Raw genomic sequence first — 21,433 nt, forward strand, 5'->3', positions numbered from 1 at the left:
TCCTAACTCCCAAGTGCTACAGCCACATTGACGGTTGCAGCCACAAGGACAGTATTGAAGAAGAATGATACGATGCCGTGCAGAAGCGTCATTTTTCGCATCGCTGTGGTCGTGACACTGGTGTCCGAAGTTTGTGCTGTCATACCAATGGTGAAGGCGTAATAGGTGAAATCCCAGCCAGAGGGCTGCAATGTCTCGGGGAAGTTGAAGCCACCCCGATTTCTGCTGGCGTGAGCCGTATCATCACCCGCCGGTTCGCGTGGCTGCCAATACATATGCGCGTAGTGGATCGCGGTCAGCATGTGAATCGTGCACCATCCAAGCGGCACCGAAGTCAGTGTTATAATCAGCGAAAATAGATCGGCTTTGGGGTGCTGGTTGATCAGGATGAACAGAGATATCACCGCAACCACAACAGTGGCAAATGTCACCAGGAAGATGATCCACATCGGCTCATCTGCCGTGGCCGCATGCTTTTTGAGATAGGGCGCCGTCAGTCTGGGCAAGGCGCAAAGTACGAGAGCCAGATAGAGTATGAAGAAACAATTTGCCCCGATGACCGGGGCAAGCGGAGTTTTGAGAGCCCACGCGATAATGAAGGCCATCGCGCCGCCAATGGCTGCAAGATAAAAGGACATATGGCGGCGGAGCAGAAACATCAGGCTGCTACTTCCTTTGGATCTAACCGCATATCGACATGCGGTATACCATCTTCGAGATACTCTTCCGAAATCGCGACAAAGCCGAACGACCCGTAGAATTTCTGCAAATGGCTTTGTCCGCCAAGTTCGATCGCGATGTTCGGGAATCGTTCATGTGCAAATTCCACAGCCTCTTTCATGAGGCGCTGGCCGAGCTTGTAACCGCGATAATCCGGCGCCACGACGACTCGCCCGATTTTCACCGGCTTGCCAGCCTGTTCAGGTGGCAGAACTCGCAGCGATGCTGCAAGTTCCTCGCCGTCGAGAATGCGCAAGTGAAATGCCTCGAAATCCTTGCCGTCGATTTCCGGATAGGGACATTTCTGCTCCACCACGAAAACATCCACGCGCAGCTTCAGCATCGCATAAAGCGCGCGCGAAGTTAGATTGTCGACTTCATCCCAATGGGAAACGAAAAGCTTTTCAGTCATCAGTAAACAATCACCGAACGGATGGACTTGCCTTCATGCATCAGATCGAAAGCCGTATTGATTTCATCAAGCGGCATCGTGTGCGTGATCAGACTATCGATGTCGATCTTGCCTTCCATGTACCAGTCAACGATTTTTGGCACGTCGGTGCGACCGCGCGCGCCGCCGAAGGCGGTGCCTTTCCAGACGCGGCCGGTGACGAGCTGGAATGGACGTGTGGCAATTTCCTTGCCTGCTTCCGCAACCCCGATGATGATTGATTCACCCCAGCCGCGATGGCAGCATTCCAGCGCCTGACGCATGACATCGGTGTTGCCGGTTGCGTCGAAGGAATAGTCCGCGCCGCCGTCGGTCAGGTCCTGAATGGCTTGCACAACCTTGTCATTGCCGATTTCGCGCGGGTTGACGAAGTCGGTCATGCCGAATTTCTTCGCCATTTCTACCTTGGATGGATTGATGTCGACGCCGATAATCTTATCCGCACCAACCATGCGCGCACCCTGAATGACATTGAGGCCAATGCCGCCAAGACCGAACACAACGACATTGGAACCCGGACGAACCTTAGCCGTGTAAATAACTGCGCCAATGCCGGTGGTCACGCCGCAGCCGATATAGCAGATCTTGTCGAAAGGTGCGTCTTCGCGGACCTTGGCGACTGCGATTTCTGGCAGAACGGTGAAATTCGAGAAGGTCGAGCAGCCCATATAATGGAACACTTCGCCGCCATCGCAGGAAAAGCGGGTGGTGCGGTCCGGCATCAGGCCCTGACCTTGCGTGGCGCGGATAGAGGTACAGAGGTTCGAGCGCTGCGACAGGCATGTTTTGCACTGGCGGCATTCCGGCGTGTAAAGCGGGATCACATGATCGCCCGGCTTGACCGACGTCACGCCCGCGCCCACTTCGCGCACAATGCCCGCACCTTCATGGCCGAGAATGGCCGGGAACTTGCCTTCTGAATCAAGACCGGAAAGCGTGTAGGCATCTGTATGGCAAACGCCTGTCGCCATGATTTCGACCAATACCTCGCCAGCGCGTGGACCGCCAATCTCGACTGTTTCGATAGTGAGCGGCTTTTTCGCTTCCCAGGCAACGGCTGCGCGTGACTTCATTTTTGCAATCCTCTTTCCGTGCGCCCTATTTCAGATAGGTACGCAAAATCCGCATGATTTCATCGATCTCTGCATCGGGATCAGCCGCAGCTTTGCGCGCTATCGTCTCACGAGCCTGCCCGAATGTCTCGCGAAAATGGCTTTCCAGCACTTCCGCCATCAATCCATTGGCTGCACCCCGCAAGGCCGCAATCTGCTGCAACAATGCCGAGCATTCCGTGCCAGCTTCCACCGCACGCTCCAGCGCTTCGGCCTGTCCGCGAATACGGCGCAGGCGCGTCAAGGCGCGCTTTTTGTCTTCCGGTGAGTGCGGCATGGAATCTCCCAATTTTCATAAAAACTATATACTATAGGGGAGTATGTCAATTGGTACTGTGGCTGGACAAGATGGTTGCACTCATGCAAACCGCCAGAGCGTTCAACTGAAATGATGGAGACGTTTTGACGAGCCTGCCTGATCTTCCTGTGACACGAGTTCTGCCTCAGCTGGATGAGGCATTGGCGCATCATGCGAGCGCAGTCCTTGTCGCGCCGCCGGGCGCGGGCAAGACGACACTGGTGCCTATTCATATGCTGAATGCGGATTGGCGCAAGGATGGCATGATCGTGCTGCTTGAACCGCGTCGTCTGGCGGCACGGGCAGCCGCTCACCGCATGGCGCAGCTCCTGGGCGAGGAACCGGGCGAAACGGTCGGCTACCGGATGCGCCTTGAAAGCAAGGTATCAGGGAAAACCAAGATCCTTGTCGTCACCGAGGGCGTCTTTGCGCGCATGATCCTGGACGATCCAGACCTCAAGGGTGTCGCCGCAGTCCTGTTTGATGAGTTCCACGAACGCAGCCTCGATGCGGATTTTGGACTGGCGCTGGCGCTGGATGTGCAGGCGGCACTGCGCGATGACCTCAAGATACTCGTCATGTCGGCAACGCTTGATGGTGCCCGTGTTGCTTCGCTTCTGGGCGATGCGCCGGTGATCGAAAGTGAGGGGCGCGCTTATCCCGTCGATATTCGCCATCGCGATCGCAAGGCGGATGAACGGGTCGAGGACGCGATGGTGCGTACGATCCGTGATTCGCTGGCAGATGAAACCGGCAGCATCCTCGCCTTCCTGCCGGGGCAGGGCGAGATTGAGCGCACGTCAGGCATTCTGGAAAAGTTTCTGCCTGCCAATATCATTTTGGCACCGCTTTACGGTGCAATGGAAGGCCGCGATCAGGATGCGGCGATCAAGCCTGCACCGGCAGGCCACCGCAAGGTCGTTTTGGCGACCTCGATTGCGGAAACCTCTATCACGATTGATGGCGTGCGCGTGGTGATTGATTCAGGTCTTGCGCGGCTACCAAAATATGAACCGGCAACAGGCCTGACGCGTCTTGAAACCGTGCGGACTTCGCGTGCGAGCGCCGATCAACGTGCGGGACGTGCGGGTCGTACCGAGCCGGGCATCGCCATTCGCCTCTGGCATCAGGGGCAGACGGCGTCGCTCCCCGCTTTTTCACCACCGGAAATTCTCGAAGCCGATTTGTCGGGCCTTGTGCTGGATGCGGCTGTGTGGGGTGTGACCGATCCGGCAACATTATCTCTGCTCGACAAACCGCCGGCACCAGCCTTGAAAGAAGCCAAAGCGCTGCTCATGCGGCTTGGGGCCCTGGATGAAGCAGGGCGTCTGACTGCAGATGGCGAGGCCATGCGTTCGTTGGCCCTTCCTGCGCGTCTGGCGCATATGGTTGCGGAAGCGGGCAAGCGCGGCGAGGCGCAAAAGGCTGCCGAACTGGCTGTGTTGCTGACCGAACGCGGCCTTGGCGGCAATGAAACCGACCTCGACACCCGCATGTCGCGGTTCCGCAACGACCGTTCGGATCGTGCGCAGCGTGCAAAAGGACTGGCGAGGCGGCTTGCAGCAAATGTCCCGAACAAGGGCGAGGCGGCAGGCTCAAGCGTAGGTCGGATGCTCATTGATGCTTATCCTGACCGCATAGCCAAGGCTCGCGGGCAGATGGGGCAGTTTCTTCTGGCCAATGGACGTGGCGGCGAGGTAGATCCCGCCATCAGCCTTAGCCGTGCGGCATGGCTTGTGGTCGCCGATATGTCGGGCAAAGCAGGGCGCGCCCGCATTCTTTCTGCCGCGGAAGTTTCGGAAACCGAAATCCGCGCTGCCCTTGGGGCCCGTATCGAAAGCGGACGACAGGTTGTCTATGACCCGGAAAAGAACGCCTTGCGGGCTCGTGAAGCTGTGCGCATTGGTGCGATTGCTCTCTCTGAAAAGCCGCTGGCTGCTCCTTCAGGCGCGATTGCCGATGAAGGTGTGATCGCTGCCGTGCGCGAGCATGGGCTTGATATTCTTCCCTGGGGCAAAGAGGCTGAAATCCTACGCCGTCGTTTGGGCTGGCTCAATCGCGGGCTTGGCGATCCATGGCCGTCGATGGATGATGACAATCTCATCGAGCGTCTCGATGACTGGCTTTTGCCGTTTCTGACCGGCGAGGCACAGCTCGACCGCATTCCGACGCATGTGCTGAAAAATGGATTGATGAGCCTTGTGCCGTTTGACCTGCAACGCAGTGTCGATCAACTGGCACCGACGCATTTCGAGGTGCCGACCGGCTCGAACATTCCGATCCGCTATGACGCCGAAGAGCCGGTGATCGCAGTTCGTGTGCAGGAGCTTTTCGGGCTTGGAAGTCACCCGGCCATCGCCAATGGCAAAGTGCCACTCCTGTTGGAATTACTTTCGCCAGCCCACCGCCCGATCCAGATCACCCGCGATCTTCCCGGCTTCTGGAAGGGGTCATGGGCCGATGTGCGCTCCGACATGCGAGGCCGCTACCCGAAGCATGTCTGGCCGGAAGATCCGGCTAATGCCGAAGCCACGCGAAGGGCAAAACCACGCGGAACTTGATTGCCTGCGACCGGATAACGCAGTTCTGCTTGCGTCGATATGCACCTTGCCGCATAAGGGGCCTATAGGGGTGATCATGCACGCAGAACTCGACAACCGGGCTTCAAATCTTTCGCGAAAGCCGCGCTTGACCACATTGGTGCGCATTCGCTGGCTGGCTATTGCTGGACAAACCGCGACAGTCATGTTTGTGGCGCTCTATCTGCAATTCAACTTTGCGGTCGGTATCTGCTTCGCACTTATCGCGTGCTCTGCATGGCTCAATCTCTATCTCGCCTTTCGCTTTCCGACCAATCATCGTCTAAGCCCGACTGCCGCCAGCATTGTTCTGGCATTTGATATTCTGCAACTGGCGGGTCTGCTCTATCTGACAGGTGGAGTACAAAATCCCTTTGTCATCTTGATGATTGCCCCAGTCATCATATCGGCCACATCGCTCTCGGTGCGCCATACGCTGGCTCTCGCGCTTCTCGTTGTGTTGAGCACATCAGTGCTGACCATGCGCTACGAGCCGCTGCCCTGGTATCCGGGCGAGGCTCTTGATCTGCCATTTCTTTTCGTAGCAGGCATCTGGTGCGCAATCATAGCGGCACTGGGTTTTACCGGCATCTATGCCTATCGTATTGCAGAAGAAACGCGCCAGCTTGGCGATGCTTTGGCTGCCACAGAACTGATCTTGCAACGCGAACAACATTTGACGGCACTGGATGGGCTGGCCGCCGCCGCTGCCCACGAGCTCGGCACACCGCTTGCCACCATTACTCTTGTGGTCAAGGAAATGCAGCGCAGTTATGCAAAAAAACAGAACGGTGATCCGGCGCTCGCAGAAGATATCGCGCTTTTGCAATCACAGGCCGCGCGCTGTCGAGAAATTCTTCAGCGACTGACCAGTCTGTCCTCGGAAAACGAGGAACATATGTCGCGCCTGCCTTTCTCATCATTGATCGAAGAAGTGATTGAGCCGCATCGGGATTTCGGGATTCTCCTTGAAGTAACCAGACAGGAAGGCCCAAAGCCGGAGCCGGTTGTACGCCGCAATCCGGGTCTGCTCTATGGGCTTGGCAATCTGGTGGAGAATGCGGTCGATTTTGCGCGCGATGAAGTCAGTGTCACCTGGGGCTGGACCGACGCGAACGTCACCGTTACGATTCAGGATGACGGTGAGGGATTCAAACCGGAAATTCTCGACCGAATCGGTGAACCTTATATGACCAGCCGCGACAGCTCTCATAATGGTGGCGGCGGTCTTGGATTGGGGCTTTTTATCGCAAAAACTCTGCTGGAACGCTCTGGCGCGCAGATTAGCTTTAAAAATCGCAAGAATCCGGGGCAGGGTGCCGAAGTAAGAGTGATATGGCCACGTTCAGCCTTCACATCAGGCTGAAGAAAGATGCAGCATGACGATCCTGCTTGAGATTCAGAGAGCGACGGAGGAGTTCGACAAGTTTCTCCATATGGCTCGGGACGAGGCAGGGCTCGCCACACGCAATCAGGCCTATACGATGGTGGAAGCTGTGCTGCTCACTTTCCGTCACCGGCTGGAGGTCGATCAAGCGATTCGTTTTGCCGCGATATTGCCGCCTGTTCTTCGCGCTGTTTTTATAGCGAACTGGGATATTGGTGAAACGAAGCGGCCATTTCTGAGCCGCCAAACCTTGACCCGTGAAGTGCAGTCTCTCCGTAAAGATCATAATTTCGCGCCGGATTCAGCTATTTACGATGTTGCCAAGGCGTTGCGTGCGCATATCGATCAAGTGAAGCTGGATAGCTTTCTAGCCGGGCTACCTGCCGAGGCACGGCAATATTGGGCCGTCTGAGCAAAGGACTGCCGCTTACGCACGATTTTGCTATCAATTCCTTGTGTCTATTTTTTAAAATATTCTGAAAATACAATGGCTTGCATCGCTTTTGCGTATGGGTGGATGTTGAGATTGCTTCAATAATTCAATGGCTATTTGACTTTTTGACGCAGGGGTATCAATAAGGAAAGAAAAATACAGGCAGGAAGCACCCCATGGAAGACTTGAAGCAGGAAGACACCGAAGCCATTGGCAACGATCCCACCCTCCTTCTGGTTGATGATGATAAGCCTTTCTTGCAGCGTCTTGCCCGAGCCATGGAAGGCCGGGGTTTTCAGGTAACGACTGCAGAATCGGTTGAAGAAGGCATCGCCGCTGCAAAGGCCGCTGCACCCGCTTATGCGGTTGTGGACATGCGGCTGGGAGACGGTAATGGGCTCGACGTTATTGAGGCCATCCGTTCACGTCGCACGGATACGCGCGCCATCGTGCTGACCGGTTACGGTAATATCGCAACTGCGGTGAATGCCGTGAAGCTTGGTGCGATTGACTATCTCTCCAAGCCTGCCGACGCAGATGAGGTGTTTGCTGCTCTGACCCGTCGTCCGGGCGAAAAGGTTGCGCCACCTGAAAATCCAATGTCCGCCGATCGTGTTCGCTGGGAGCATATTCAGCGTGTTTATGAGATGTGCGAGCGCAATGTTTCCGAAACAGCGCGCCGCCTCAATATGCATCGCCGTACTTTGCAACGGATTCTGGCTAAACGCGCGCCGCGCTGATTTAGAGCGCGTTTCGATCTGATAGGATCAGATCGGCGCTCTAAATATTTGTTTTAACGCGCATCTTTGTCCGAAAACCGTTTCACCCTTTTCGGGATGCGCTCTAATCTATCTCGGTCTCGGGCACATCGAGACCGGCAAGTTCTGCAATGGTCAGCCGTGCAGCCCCTGCTCGAGCAAAGCGTAGCATCAGCGCCTTGCGGGTTGCACCGGCAAGCTTGTGTTCCGGCGCGTCACGAAGAATTTCAGCGCCATAGCCGTCAGATAAGATGAAGCCGCAATCTTCAGGGAAGATTTCGCGTGGCACTGCCGGGTGGGTCGCAAAGAAAAGCCGGTCGCAATAGGCGCGATATTCAGGCCATTTGTGGTCCGCTTTCCAATCTTCTATCGAGGACTTAATCTCAACAATCCAGATCTCGCTTTTGCGGCTGACCGCAATCAGATCAGCGCGTCTTCCTGACGCCAGAGGCAGTTCGGGCAGCGTTGCCAATCCCATTTCCAGAAAAAGACGCTGCACACCGCGTCGCACAAGAAGCGCGTTTTCGGACTGCCGTCCATCTGAAAGAGGGTGAGATTTGTTGGGAATCACGATTGGCATGACCAGATTTTGCGCCTGACCGATGCTTGAAACAACAGCAAAATGCCGTCCATTGAGACGCTGAGGCCACACAACCGCAGCAAAAATGGCAAGAAAGCGACCAAAGCAGGATTTTTCATTTTACGGTTAACGCCTGGTTAACAATACTAACGCAACTTTGCACGTGAATGAGCGATTCGCTCCTGATGATGGAAAATCTCAATCTGGGGGAAATTCATGAAGTCTCGCGTTTTGAAGCTGGCCGCAGCACTTCTTCTTGGTGGTGCTCTTGCGGGTTGCTCCACGGTGGGCGGCGCTTTCTATACCGCGTCGTATTCTTCGATCAGTGATGCTGGTTATACGATTCCAGCCATTCCAAGTGAGAAGATTCCACAACAGTATCGCCGTCAGATCGTAAAATATCAGACGAATGAAGCGCCCGGAACGATCGTCGTTGAGACGCGTGAGAAGTTCCTCTATTACGTCATGCCCGATGGCAAGGCGATGCGTTACGGCATCGGCGTCGGCCGCGAAGGCTTTGGCTGGTCGGGAACCGCGCGCGTCGCCATGAAGCGTGAATGGCCGACCTGGACGCCACCCGCTCCTATGATCAAGCGTCAGCCGGAACTGGCAAAATATCGCAATGGTATGGAGCCGGGCCTGAAAAACCCACTGGGTGCACGTGCGCTCTATCTTTACAACAAGGGCGGAGACACTGGCTACCGTATCCACGGCACACCGGAATGGTGGTCGATTGGTAAGGCCATGTCGTCTGGCTGCGTGCGCATGATGAACCAGGATATCATCGATCTCCATGAACGCGCAGATCAGGGTGCCAAGGTTATTGTGAGGCAGTAAAGATGCCTCTGGAACAAGAAAAAGGCCGCTGAGAAGCGGCCTTTTTCTTTATAAATCTCAGCGGGGTCAGATCTGTTCGACCTGCTGCACTTCCGGCACAAAGTGGCGCAGAAGATTTTGAATGCCATGCTTGAGCGTTGCCGTCGATGACGGGCAGCCAGAGCAGGCGCCCTTCATGTGCAGAAACACTGTACCATTTTCAAAACCGCGGAATGTGATATCGCCGCCGTCCTGTGCAACAGCCGGGCGAACGCGGGTCTCAATCAATTCCTTGATGGTTTCGACGATTTCGGTGTCTGCCTCATCAAAGAATTCTTCATCGTCATGAGCGCCTGCTGCATCGGCATTGGCATTACCCGCCATGGCAGGCAGGCCAGACATGAAATGCTCCATAATCGTACCAAGGATGGCTGGCTTCAGATGCTGCCATTCGCCGTCTTCCTTGGTGACTGTGATGAAATCATAGCCGAAGAAGACGCCGGTTACGCCGGGCACCGCAAAAAGCTTTGCAGCGAGCTGCGACGTATTGCCTGCGCTTGCCGCGTCACGGAAATCCGCCGTCCCTTCAGGCATGACAACCTTGCCTGGAAGAAACTTCAGGGTCGCCGGGTTCGGCGTAGTCTCGGTCTGGATGAACATATCCGTTCTCCGCTTTCAATATCAGAAACTGTTCGTAAGCATGGATACGCGCGAAGGCAAGCCCTGCCTTGTACGGGCATATACGAGTTACGATCAATATAGGGTGATTATGTCACCGCATCAATGTCATCGTTGGAAAGTCCCGCGGGGACCACGGTAACGGGAATCTGGAACAATGCCCGCCCTGCAAGCGATTGGACCAGAGGGCCGGGACCTTCCTTGCCGGAACCCGCAGCCAGAACGAGAATGGCTATGTCCTGATCTTCTTCAATCAGGCTTGGTAATTGATCATTGGTGTTGCCTTCGCGGATGATCAATTCCGGCTCGATACCTTGTTCTTTGCGCACAGTGGCCGCAAATTTTTCTAGCGTTGAACGTGCGCGCTCTTCTGCTTCTTGTCGCATGATCTCGCCAACGCCCAGAATCTGCTGGAAATCTGAATTGTCGATGACAAACAGCATGACCAGCGCGCCATTGGTATTCTTGGCGCGGCGTGCGGCATAGGCGACTGCACGCTCGCATTCGGGCGTGTCGTCAATAACAGCAAGAAACTTGCGTCGGTGGCCGGCTTCCCGGCTAAGTCGTTTGGATACCATGGCGATAATGTGGCATTGCAAAGAGCTGCCCGCAAGCGGGCAGCTCCTGATTATTTATCAGTTCTGCAACCAGCCGATAATATCGCGGACGTGGCGCATGTTTGCTTCTGCAATCACGCTGGCACGTTCGCCGCCATCTTTCAGAACACTGTCGATATAGGCTGGATCGGCCACCAGACGACGCATCTCATGAGTGATAGGCGACAGCTTTGCCACAGCAAGATCAGCGAGCGCTGCTTTGAATTCAGAGAACTGACGGCCTCCGAATTCGCTCAGGATTTCTTCCTTCGACTTCGATGACATGGCCGCATAGATACCGACGAGGTTATCGGCTTCCGGGCGTCCGGTAAGGCCATCAATTTCCGTTGGCAAACCGTCAGAATCGGTCTTGGCCTTGCGGATCTTCTTGTTGATGGTCTCTTCATCATCGATCAGATTGATGCGCGAAAGGTCCGAAGGGTCGGATTTCGACATCTTCTTGGTGCCGTCACGCAGCGACATGATGCGCATGGCTGGACCCGAAATCATCGGCTCGGTCAGCGGGAAGAAGCCCGAAACCTGTTCGTCACCCACCTGCATGTCAACACCGATACCCAGCGAGGCAATGCGATCGGAATAGTCATTGTTGAACTTCTGGGCGATGTCGCGGGTCAGTTCGAGATGCTGCTTCTGATCTTCGCCGACTGGAACATGGGTTGCGCGATAAAGCAGAATGTCGGCAGCCATGAGGCTTGGATAGGCGAAGAGGCCGAGCGAGGCGTTCTCGCGGTCTTTGCCTGCCTTGTCCTTGAACTGCGTCATGCGGCTCATCCAGCCGATGCGCGCAACGCAGTTGAACACCCATGCAAGTTCCGCATGCTGCATGACGCGGCTCTGGTTGAAGACAATGCTCCGCTTGGGATCAATGCCTGCAGCCAGAAATGCGGCCGTGACTTCGCGGGTCGACTGAATGAGTTCAGCCGGATCAGGCGAAACGGTCAGCGCGTGCATATCAACGACACAGTAGATGCATTCCTGCGTCTCCTGAACCTCTACCCACCGCTTGATCGCACCCAGATAATTGCCGAGGTGAAGATTTCCGGTCGGTTGGACGCCGGAGAAGACAAGCGGTTTAAACGTGCTCATGACTTTATCCTGATGTTGGCCTCCGCCGGTGGAGAGCGAAGGGTACTAATTTGATGCGGTGTTTTCGCAGAGCTGTGGCAGCCTTTCAAGGGCAATTATGTGTCTGCGCCGGGTTCCTTATTTACGCCTCCACGTTTGATGCCACGGCGGATCATGGCGGTATTGGCACCGCCGAGACCAAAGGCCAGTGCAAAATAGACGACCATTGCTGCAACAACCATAGTCGTAACGGTGCCTGCTCTGACCGCGAACGAGGCAGCAGATGAGAGTTCATATGCGAAATGCCCGATGGCAAAATAGATACCTGTTGCCATCACGCCCGCTGCAATCAGCAGGCGGGGAATGCGGGTGAGCAACGGTATATCGCTCCCCCAATGGCCACGCTTGACGAGTGTTGCGAACAAGAGCGCTGCATTGACCCAACCGGCAGTAATTTCGGCAATCGCTATGCCGCTTGGTCCCATGCGCTGAAATAGCGTAATGGCCAGCGAGACGTTTACGACCACTGAAATGGCAGCAAAGATCATTGGTGTGCGGGTATCTTCGCGCGCGAAGAAGCCCGGAATAAAGGCTTTGATCAGAACAAACGCTGGAAGACCCAAACCGTAAATCGCGAGAATATTGGAAACGACGATTGTCGATTCAGCACTGAACTGACCGCGTTCAAACAGAAGCCGCACAATCGGCTCTGACATGACAAGCAATGCTGCGGCTGCGGGAAGTGTGAGAAACAACGTGAACTCGACCGAGCGGTTCTGCAGGTTCGAGGCCTCTTTCATGTGTCCGCCACGCAATGCGCGGGAGAGCTCCGGCAAAAGCACAGTCGCAACCGCAATACCAACCACGCCGAGCGGCAACTGATAGATGCGATCAGCATAAACGAGCGAGGATACGGCTCCCTCCATGCCCGATGCGATATTGGTGTTGATCAGCAGATTGATCTGCGTGATACCGCCGGTAATCGCTGCAGGTAATGCCAGCACCAGCAAGCGTTTGACATTTTTAGTCAGGCGCGGACGACGGAAACCGATCTTGATGCCCGCATTGCGCACGGCAAGCCATACGATAGCGAGTTGCACCACACCGGCCGCCATCACACCCCATGAGAGCCCGTAGCCGACGGCAAGTGCGTCGTAGCCCTTCCACCAGGCAAAGGCCAGAACGCCAATCAGAATGATGTTGAGGAACACCGGCGCAATCGCGGCTGCAAAATAGCGATGCAGGGAGTTGAGCATTCCGCCCATCATTGCCGAAAGCGACATGCAGGCGAGATAGGGGAACATGATGATCGCAAGCCGCACAGTATTGTCGAACTTTACCGGATCATCGGTAAAGCCCGGCGCAATGACCGTGCGCACGATAAACGGCATGGAGAGTTCCATGGCGATCGTAATGAAGAGCAGCACAGTGAACAGAACGCCGAACACTTCTTCGGAAAAGCGGCGTGCGCCCTCCATGCCGTTCTTTTCGATCTCCTTGGCAAACAGCGGCACGAAGGCCGCATTGAATGCACCTTCAGCAAACAATCTGCGGAACGTGTTCGGGAAGCGGAAGGCCGCATTGAATGCGTCCGCCACGGGGCCGGTGCCGAGCGCTGCTGCCATGAGCATTTCGCGCGTGAAGCCGAAAATGCGGCTCATCAGCGTGCCGGACGCAACCGTTGCGAACTTTTTGACCAAACTCATGTAATCTAAAAACCTATGCTGCTGCGCGACCGTTGGTCTTCGTGCTATTTTCCCCGCCAAGAACGGCAAGGAGCTTGCGCCTGATATTGCCCTGTCGGGTTGCGTTTGAAATCTTGTGCCCGACGAGATCGGTTACATAGAAACTGTCGATCACCTTTTCGCCGAAAGTGGTGATATGAGCCGAAGCAATATCCAGCGAAAGGTCAGAAATAAGACCGGTCAGTTCCGAAAGAAGACCTGGGCGATCCAGCCCTTCCACTTCGATGACGGTGAACTTATCCGAGAGCGTATTGTTGATCTCCACATGCGGCTCGACCTTGAAGGCTTTAGCGCCTTTCTTGGGCTTGGTGCGCTTGGCAAGAACATCCGGCAAGTGAGATTTGCCGGAAAGCACGTCTTCGATCACCTTGCCCACGCGCTCGGCGCGTCTGCGTTCATCTTCGTCCGTGTCGAATTCGCGACTGATCAGGATTGTATCAAGCGCACGACCGTCGCCTGTGGTGAAGATCTGCGCATCGACAATGTTGCCGCCAGCCGCCGCACAAGCGCCGGTAATAATCGAAAGCAGGCGCGGATGATCGGGGGCGAGCACAGTGATTTCCGTGACAGCCTCAAAGGTGTGTGGTTTGGCCATCGTGGCAAGCGCACGACCGTTGCGATCCGTTTCCCGTATGAAATGGGCGTGGCGTACCTGATCGTCGAGACTGACGGTCAGGAAATAGTTAGTGTAGTGCAGGCTAAGATAAGCATCGCGTTCTGCCGCTGGCCAGTCGGATAATTTGTCGGCCAATGCTGCGCGCGCCTGCCGGTCACGATCAGCGCGTGGCAATTCGGAGAAGCCGCCCGTCAGAACGAGTTCAGTTTCATAGAAAAGGGTACGCAGAAGCTGGCCTTTCCAACCATTCCAGACGCCGGGGCCAACGCCCTTGATGTCACAGACGGTCAGGATCAGCAAAAGCTTCAGCCGTTCCATCGTCTGAACCGTATCGGCAAAGTCGACAATTGTTTTGCGATCATTGAGATCGCGAGACTGCGCAACCATGCTCATGGTCAGATGCTCGCGCACCAACCATTCCACGGTTTCCGTGTCTGATGCAGACAGGCCGAAGCGTGGGCAGAGCCTGCGGGCAATGCGAGCACCGGCAATGGAATGATCCTCTGGTCGACCTTTGGCGATGTCATGCAGAAGAATGGCCACATAAAGCAGAACGCGGTCACGCTTCATGGTGGTGACGAGATGGTTGGCCAGGGGGTGCTCGTTTTCAAGCTCCCCGTGCTCGATTTCAGACATGACCTGAATGCAGCGCAGCAGATGTTCATCCACTGTATAGTGGTGGTACATGTTGAACTGCATCATCGCGACGATCTTGCCAAAATCCGGGATGAACTTACCCAGCACGCCAGATTCATTCATGCGGCGCAGGATCAATTCCGGATTGCGCGGCGATGTCAGCACTTCCAGAAAAAGGCGATTGGCTTCTGCGTTCTCGCGCAGTTCCCCGTTGATGAGCTTCAACGAACGGGTAAGCTGTTGCATTGCATCGGGATGAAATTCCAGTCCATGCTTGTCAGCAAGATGGAAGATGCGGATGATATTGACGGGGTCACGCTTGAAGACGTCGGGATCGGCAATATTGATGCGGTGATTTTCGGAGACGAAATCTCCGCTTGCGGAAAGCTTGCGCTTGCGGCGTGAGAAGGTGAGGAAGATCCGGTTGAAGCCCGGCACATGCTTGGCCTGTTCTTCTTCGAGCGCCGCGCAGAGAATGCGGGTCAGATCGCCGACATCCTTGGCCACAAGGAAGTAATGCTTCATGAAGCGTTCGACATAGTTCTGGCCCGGATGCGCGGTGTAGCCAAGCCGCTGCGCAATTTCCGGCTGGATATCGAAGGAAAGGCGTTCTTCGGCTTTAAGCGTTGCAAAATGCATGTGGCAACGCACAGCCCAAAGGAAATCCTCGGCCTTGTTGAAAAGGCGCAATTCGGCTCGCGAAAGAACACCGAGCTTGACCAGCTCTTCCTTGCTTTTGACGCGATAGAAATATTTGGCGATCCAGAACAACGTGTGCAGATCGCGCTGGCCGCCTTTGCCTTCCTTGACATTGGGTTCAACCAGATAGCGCGTTTCGCCCGCTTTTTTGTGGCGATTATCGCGCTCGGCAAGCTTGGCCTGAATGAATTCAGGTCCGGTATCTTTTACCACTTCCTCGTCAAAGCGGGTGACGAGTAAATTGAACAGGTCGCGATTGCCGATAATGAAACGTGCATCCAGAATGGCTGTGCGGATTGTCATGTCCTCGCGTGAAAGACGAATGCATTCGTCGATATTGCGCGTCGAATGGCCGACCTTCAGCCCCATGTCCCAAAGCATGTAGAGCATATATTCGGCGACCTGTTCGCCCCATGGGGTTTGCTTGTAGGGCAGCAGGAACAAAAGATCGATATCGGAACCGGGAGCAAGCCCGCCGCGCCCATAGCCACCAACAGCGACAACCGCCATGTTTTCAGCTTTGGACGGGTTCGTCATCGGGTAGGCTTTGGTGCTGGCAAATTCGAACAACGCGCTGATCAGCGTGTCCATGAGATAAGACAAGCGCCGCACACAAAGTGTACCGCCGCCATCTTTCATCAGCAGGCTTTCCGCATTGGCACGACCGCGTATCAGAGCATCTTTAAGCGCTTGCAACACGACTTTGCGCACGGACGGGCTTGTGTAGCTCTCATCTGTGGAATCAGCCAGTTCGTTCAGCTTGCGACGCAGTGTTTCTGGATTGACGATTTCTTCAAGCTTCAGGTCGTGTGCGCTCATGCGGCTTTGATGTCCGGCTTGTGGGGAAGGGCTTGCGGTCATCATCCTATAGCCGGTTTTAGATATGGTGAACATACTCTCGCTTGTCGCGGAAAAGTGGAAGCCGGTTTTCCGATAACGACAAGCGAATATAAGTTGTGTCGCGGAAACGTGTGTGGACGCTTCAAACGAAAAGGCCGGGCAATGCCCGGCCTTTTCCATGTGTTGGTCGTCTGCTTAGCTGGTTGCGTTATAGGCCGCGATTGCTGCCATATTGACGATGTCGGTATCTTTTGCGCCGATATTGACAATCTGCGCTGGTTTATCGAGACCGACGAGCAGCGGGCCAATGATGGTAGCACCTCCCAGCTCCTGCAGCATATTGGCAGCAATCGAAGCCGAATGATTGTCGGGCGTGACGATGACATTGGCCGGACCCGACAGGCGGATGAAAGGATACCGGTCCATCAGCTTCGGGTTGAGAGCAACGTCTGCACTCATTTCACCGTCGAATTCAAAATCAACATGACGTGTGTTGAGAATACGAACTGCTTCCTGAATACGTGCCGAGCTTTCGCCGACCATATGACCGAAGGTCGAGAACGCTGTCAGTGCCACGCGCGGCACATAGCCCATGCGGCGTGCCATGCCCGCCGCTTCAACGGCGATATCGGCAAGTTCTTCAGCTGTTGGCTTTTCATGGACTGCGGTATCGGCGATGAACACCGTGCGGCCACGGCAGAGCGCAATGGAAACACCAACCAGACGATGGCCCGGCTTTGAATCAATCACGCGGCGCACATCTTCGAGGCCGGTCGCGTAGTTACGAGTGATCCCCGTTACCATGCCGTCGGCATCGCCCAGCGCCACCATGCAGGCTGCAAAATGATTGCGGTCATTGTTGATCAGGCGGTGACAGTCACGCGTCAGATAGCCCTTGCGCTGCAGCTTCTCATAGAGATAATCGGCATAGACCGTATTGCGGCTCGAAAGACGCGCATTGATAATCTCGATGCCCGGACGATCAAGATCAAGACCGGCTGCTTTTGCGGTTTCTGCAACGCGCTCCTCACGGCCAACAAGAATGGCCGTGCCAAGCCCCTGATTAACGTAGGAAACAGCGGCACGCATCACTTGCTCTTCTTCGCCTTCGGCAAAGACGATGCGTTTTGGCTGGCGGCGCACGCGCTCATAAATGCCGCGCAATGTTGATGCAATCGGATCACGACGCGCCAGCAGTTCGCGCTTGTAGCCTTCAAGATCGTCAATGGCGCGACCGGCAACACAGGTTTCCATTGCAGCCTTGGCGACAGCAGCCGAAACCGTCGCCAGCAGGCGCGGATCAAATGGTACCGGGATGATATATTGCGGACCGAAGCGCGGACGGCTGCCCTGATAAGCGGCAACCACGTCGTCCGGCACGTCTTCGCGTGCGAGCTCCGCGATTGCATAGACAGCTGCAATCTTCATCTCGTCATTAATCGTGGTGGCACGAACATCGAGTGCGCCACGGAAAATATACGGGAAGCCCAGCACATTATTGACCTGGTTCGGATAGTCCGAACGGCCAGTAGCAACGATTGCGTCGTCACGCACTTCTGCCACGTCTTCCGGTGTTACTTCCGGGTCCGGATTGGCCATGGCAAAGATGATCGGGTTTGGTGCCATAGAACGCACCATTTCCTTGGTCAATGCGCCCTTTGCCGAAACGCCGAAGAAGATGTCGGCATCTTTCATCGCATCTTCGAGCGTGCGCTTGGAAGTCTTGATGGCATGGGCCGACTTCCACTGGTTCATGCCTTCTTCACGGCCCTGATAGACGACGCCCTTGGTGTCGCAGAGCGTGACATTTTCAGCCGGAAAACCGATGGCTTTGATGAGCTCAATACAAGCAATGCCAGCAGAACCTGCGCCATTACAGACGAGCTTGGTGTTCTTGATGTCGCGGCCCGTCAGATGCAGCGCATTGATCATGCCCGCTGCGGCAATGATTGCCGTACCATGCTGGTCATCGTGGAAAACCGGAATATCCATCAACTCACGCAAGCGGCTTTCAATAATGAAGCAGTCTGGTGCCTTGATGTCTTCGAGATTGATACCGCCAAATGATGGTCCGAGATAACGCACTGCGTTGATGAAGGCGTCGATATCGGTCGTATCGATTTCAAGATCGATGGAATCGACATCGGCAAAGCGCTTGAAGAGGACAGCCTTGCCCTCCATGACGGGTTTGGATGCAAGCGCACCCAGATTACCGAGGCCGAGGATCGCCGTGCCGTTGGAGATGACCGCGACGAGGTTACCCTTGGCGGTATAGTCATAGGCGCGGGCAGGATCTTCCGCGATGGCCTTGACCGGCACCGCGACGCCGGGTGAATAGGCAAGCGACAGGTCGCGTTGCGTTGTCATGGGCTTGGTGGGGTTGATCTCCAGCTTGCCCGGGCGGCCCTGAGCGTGAAAGTCGAGCGCTTCCTTCTCACTGGCTGTGGGTGTGCGTTCTGGCGTGTTGCCCTTCGGCGTCGAGGCTGGCATGTTCCCTCCGGATTCATCTGCGGGACAAATTCGATAGCGCCAGTGATGCACGGTGTAAACAGTGCATATTGGAACAGATGTTGATCCCAAAAGTGATGAGTCGTGAAACTTTATGACTTTAAACGATTTAAATGCGCAATAAACGAAGGCTTCACTATGGAATCGAAAGCTGGCGACAATAATCCTCAGACGGTTGAAAGCTCTGTGCAGGAAACCGCTGTTCGCCTCACGCCCATGATGGAGCAATATATCGAGATCAAAGCCGCGAATGTTGATTCGCTGCTCTTCTATCGCATGGGCGATTTCTACGAACTGTTCTTCGATGATGCCGTGGAAGCATCCCGCGCGCTCGGCATCACGCTCACCAAACGCGGTAAGCACCTGGGCGAAGACATTCCAATGTGCGGTGTGCCGGTTCATGCCTCTGATGATTATCTCCAGCGACTGATTGCCAAAGGCTATCGTGTAGCGGTCTGCGAACAGATCGAAGACCCGGCGGAAGCCAAAAAGCGCGGCTCAAAATCGGTGGTCCGCCGTGATGTGACCCGGCTGGTAACGCCCGGCACGATCACTGAAGAAAAACTGCTTGATCCGTCTGAGGCAAACTTCCTGATGACGCTTGGCCGCACCAAGGGTGACGGCGCGCTGGCACTCGCCTGGATCGACATTTCAACCGGCACGTTCCGGGTCGCGGAAACAACCGAAGACCGGCTTTTTGCCGATGTTGCCCGCGTCGATCCGCGCGAATTGGTCGTCGCTGATACGGCCTTTCACGATGCTGATCTGCGCCCGACCTTTGATCTGATTGGCAAATCAGTTGTGCCACAGCCTGCAACGCTGTTTGACAGTGGTGCAGCGGAGACACGCATCCAGCGCTATTTCAATGTCGCAACCCTTGACGGTTTCGGGCAGTTCAGCCGCTCCGAGCTTTCCGCCATTTCCGGTGCGATTGCCTATATAGAAAAGACGCAGATTTCAGAGCGTCCGCCTCTGATGCGGCCTGAACGCGAGCAGGAAGGCGGCACGATTTTCATCGATCCTGCCACCCGTGCCAGTCTTGAACTGGCACGCACTATGTCGGGCAATCGTGAGGGCAGTCTGCTCAAGGCCATCGACCGCACGGTAACGGGCGGTGGTGCGCGCCTTCTGGCTGAACGTTTGACTGCACCTTTGACCGATCCAAAGGCAATTGCGCTACGTCTTGATGCCGTTTCATGGTTTCTAAATGAACCATCGCTTTGCGAAGGGTTTCGACTGGAGCTGAAAGGCGTGCCGGATATGCCACGCGCCTTGTCGCGTCTGGCGGTCGGTCGCGGTGGTCCGCGCGATTTGGGCGCTTTGCAGCGTGGCTTTGAAGCCGCCAACGGCATTGGCTCGCTTCTCGAAGGCGCACTTCTGCCCGATGAGCTGGCTCAGGCACGCGAAGCGATTGAGACATTGCCTGTCAGCTTTGCTGCCCATATCGACCGCGCGCTTGCCGAGGAAATGCCGCTTTTGAAGCGTGACGGTGGCTTCGTGCGTCAGGGCTATAATACCGAGCTTGATGAAATGCGCGCGCTGCGTGATCAGTCGCGCCGTGTTATTGCCGGGCTTCAGGCAGATTACATCGAGGAAACCGGCATTAAGACGCTGAAAATCAAGCATAACAATGTGCTTGGCTATTTCATCGAAGTGACCGCTAATAATTCCGGTGCCATGACCGATACGGTTGAAGCCAAGGGCCGCTTCATCCATCGCCAGACCATGGCCAATGCCATGCGCTTCACCACCACGGAACTGGCTGAGCTTGAAAGCAAGATTGCCAATGCTGCCGACCGTGCGCTTTCCATTGAGCTGGCGATTTTCGAGGAGTTGACTGCGGAAGCGGTCAGCCATGCGGATAGCATCCGTGCCGCCGCTGCAGCACTTTCCGTTTTCGATGTTTCCGCTTCTCTTGCCGTTCTTGCCGAAGAGCAGGGCTATTGCCGTCCGCTGGTCGATGACAGCCTGTCTTTCAACATCATCGCCGGTCGTCATCCGGTGGTGGAGCAGGCATTGCGTCGACAGGCGGCCAATCCTTTTGTGGCCAATGATTGCGATCTTTCTCCACAATCAGACGGGGGGAATGGTGCGATCTGGTTGCTGACTGGCCCGAATATGGGCGGTAAATCGACATTCCTGCGCCAGAATGCATTGATTGCGATTCTCGCGCAGATGGGATCGTTTGTGCCAGCGGGCTCCGCACAAATCGGTGTTGTGGACAGGCTTTTCAGCCGTGTTGGCGCGTCGGATGATCTGGCGCGGGGCCGTTCGACCTTCATGGTGGAAATGGTTGAAACTGCCGCCATTCTCAATCAGGCAGGCGAACGTTCACTGGTCATTCTCGATGAAATTGGTCGAGGCACGGCAACCTTTGACGGGCTGTCGATTGCCTGGGCGGCAGTGGAATATCTGCATGAAAAAAACCGCTGCCGCGCACTTTTTGCCACGCATTTCCACGAAATGACGGCACTTTCTGAAAAGCTGGACCGGCTGTTCAACGTCACCATGCGGGTCAAGGAATGGGACAATGATGTCGTCTTCCTGCATGAAGTGGCGAAGGGTGCGGCTGACCGCTCATATGGCGTGCAGGTTGCGCGCCTTGCTGGTCTTCCGGAAGCTGTCGTCAATCGTGCACGCGATGTTCTGCATCAGTTGGAAGCGGGTGAAACATCGGGCAAGGCTGACAAATTGATCGATGATCTGCCGCTGTTTTCCGTTGTGTTGCAACAGGAAAAGCCCAAGCCGCAGACTGCCGCAAAGGACAGCGAATTGTCCAAAGCCGTGGCCGCGATCAGCCCGGATGAGTTGACGCCGCGCGAAGCGCTTGAGCTGATTTATAAGCTGAAAGAGCTGGCGGGCAGGGCGTGAAGTTAGAAAGGCGAAGCTGGTGCT

The 21,433-nt window shown here is 55.5% G+C and carries 17 protein-coding genes; 6 read left to right on the forward strand and 11 right to left on the reverse strand.

The annotated features are described in order from the left end of the window. Positions 1–2: 2 nt before the first annotated feature. The 4 genes from CEV33_RS15425 to CEV33_RS15440 are packed head-to-tail and all read right to left on the reverse strand — an operon-like array spanning position 3 to position 2,560. Positions 3–659, reverse strand: a complete 657-nt coding sequence (locus CEV33_RS15425; RefSeq protein ID WP_094541299.1) for a DUF1345 domain-containing protein — start codon at positions 657–659, stop codon at positions 3–5. Next, complete coding sequence (locus tag CEV33_RS15430; protein WP_094541300.1) at positions 659–1,132, reverse strand: GNAT family N-acetyltransferase; 474 nt, start codon at positions 1,130–1,132, stop codon at positions 659–661. Before CEV33_RS15430 ends, CEV33_RS15425 begins: the two co-directional genes overlap by 1 nt. Beyond that, positions 1,132–2,244, reverse strand: a complete 1,113-nt coding sequence (locus CEV33_RS15435) for an S-(hydroxymethyl)glutathione dehydrogenase/class III alcohol dehydrogenase (RefSeq protein ID WP_094541301.1) — start codon at positions 2,242–2,244, stop codon at positions 1,132–1,134. The genes CEV33_RS15430 and CEV33_RS15435 overlap by 1 nt, the downstream gene beginning before the upstream one ends. A 25-nt stretch (positions 2,245–2,269) precedes the next feature. Continuing rightward, positions 2,270–2,560, reverse strand: coding sequence for a metal/formaldehyde-sensitive transcriptional repressor (locus CEV33_RS15440; RefSeq protein ID WP_094541302.1), 291 nt, complete (start codon positions 2,558–2,560; stop codon positions 2,270–2,272). Positions 2,561–2,685: 125 nt separating this feature from the next. On the opposite strand from CEV33_RS15440, the gene hrpB reads away from it, so the two are divergent. From hrpB to regA, 4 genes are all read left to right on the forward strand, one after another. After that, positions 2,686–5,142 carry an ATP-dependent helicase HrpB gene (hrpB, locus tag CEV33_RS15445; protein WP_094541303.1) on the forward strand — a complete coding sequence of 819 codons (2,457 nt, stop codon included), beginning with the start codon at positions 2,686–2,688 and terminating at the stop codon, positions 5,140–5,142. Positions 5,143–5,218: 76 nt separating this feature from the next. Beyond that, entirely contained in the window at positions 5,219–6,526 is a 1,308-nt protein-coding gene (locus tag CEV33_RS15450) for an ActS/PrrB/RegB family redox-sensitive histidine kinase (RefSeq protein WP_094541744.1), read from the forward strand. Positions 6,527–6,539: 13 nt separating this feature from the next. Beyond that, on the forward strand, positions 6,540–6,959 hold the full coding sequence (locus CEV33_RS15455) for a DUF2267 domain-containing protein (protein WP_094541304.1): 420 nt from the start codon (positions 6,540–6,542) through the stop codon (positions 6,957–6,959). A gap of 197 nt (positions 6,960–7,156) precedes the next feature. Further along, positions 7,157–7,720: a global response regulator transcription factor RegA gene (regA, locus tag CEV33_RS15465; RefSeq protein WP_024898183.1), complete on the forward strand. Its 564-nt coding sequence runs from the start codon at positions 7,157–7,159 to the stop codon at positions 7,718–7,720. Positions 7,721–7,823: 103 nt separating this feature from the next. On the opposite strand, the gene CEV33_RS15470 is transcribed toward regA, so the two are convergent. Further along, entirely contained in the window at positions 7,824–8,318 is a 495-nt protein-coding gene (locus CEV33_RS15470; RefSeq protein WP_094541745.1) for an MmcB family DNA repair protein, read from the reverse strand. A gap of 216 nt (positions 8,319–8,534) precedes the next feature. On the opposite strand from CEV33_RS15470, the gene CEV33_RS15475 reads away from it, so the two are divergent. Continuing rightward, positions 8,535–9,155 (forward strand): L,D-transpeptidase, encoded by a 621-nt coding sequence (locus CEV33_RS15475; protein ID WP_094541305.1) that lies wholly within the window; start codon positions 8,535–8,537, stop codon positions 9,153–9,155. 66 nt (positions 9,156–9,221) lie between these two features. On the opposite strand, the gene CEV33_RS15480 is transcribed toward CEV33_RS15475, so the two are convergent. The 6 genes from CEV33_RS15480 to CEV33_RS15505 form a co-directional block, all read right to left on the reverse strand. Next, positions 9,222–9,794, reverse strand: a complete 573-nt coding sequence (locus CEV33_RS15480; protein WP_094541306.1) for a NifU family protein — start codon at positions 9,792–9,794, stop codon at positions 9,222–9,224. A 107-nt stretch (positions 9,795–9,901) separates the two neighbouring features. Next, positions 9,902–10,441 carry a universal stress protein gene (locus tag CEV33_RS15485; protein ID WP_024898179.1) on the reverse strand — a complete coding sequence of 180 codons (540 nt, stop codon included), beginning with the start codon at positions 10,439–10,441 and terminating at the stop codon, positions 9,902–9,904. Positions 10,442–10,447: 6 nt separating this feature from the next. Next, positions 10,448–11,515 carry a tryptophan--tRNA ligase gene (trpS, locus tag CEV33_RS15490; protein WP_094541307.1) on the reverse strand — a complete coding sequence of 356 codons (1,068 nt, stop codon included), beginning with the start codon at positions 11,513–11,515 and terminating at the stop codon, positions 10,448–10,450. Positions 11,516–11,610: 95 nt separating this feature from the next. Further along, the gene (murJ, locus tag CEV33_RS15495) at positions 11,611–13,200 is read right to left on the reverse strand and encodes a murein biosynthesis integral membrane protein MurJ (RefSeq protein WP_094541308.1); all 1,590 of its coding nucleotides are present in this window, start codon (positions 13,198–13,200) and stop codon (positions 11,611–11,613) included. Between the two features lie 13 nt (positions 13,201–13,213). Next, a complete protein-coding gene (locus tag CEV33_RS15500) occupies positions 13,214–16,009 on the reverse strand; it encodes a [protein-PII] uridylyltransferase (protein WP_094541309.1) in 2,796 nt (931 codons plus the stop codon). 216 nt (positions 16,010–16,225) lie between these two features. After that, positions 16,226–18,520 carry an NADP-dependent malic enzyme gene (locus CEV33_RS15505; protein WP_094541310.1) on the reverse strand — a complete coding sequence of 765 codons (2,295 nt, stop codon included), beginning with the start codon at positions 18,518–18,520 and terminating at the stop codon, positions 16,226–16,228. A gap of 156 nt (positions 18,521–18,676) precedes the next feature. Here CEV33_RS15505 and mutS point away from each other — a divergent pair, with 156 nt between their 5' ends. Further along, the gene (gene mutS, locus CEV33_RS15510; protein WP_094541311.1) at positions 18,677–21,409 is read left to right on the forward strand and encodes a DNA mismatch repair protein MutS; all 2,733 of its coding nucleotides are present in this window, start codon (positions 18,677–18,679) and stop codon (positions 21,407–21,409) included. The last annotated feature ends 24 nt before the right edge of the window (positions 21,410–21,433 follow it).

Source organism: Brucella grignonensis, from assembly GCF_002252505.1.
Classification (GTDB): domain Bacteria; phylum Pseudomonadota; class Alphaproteobacteria; order Rhizobiales; family Rhizobiaceae; genus Brucella; species Brucella grignonensis.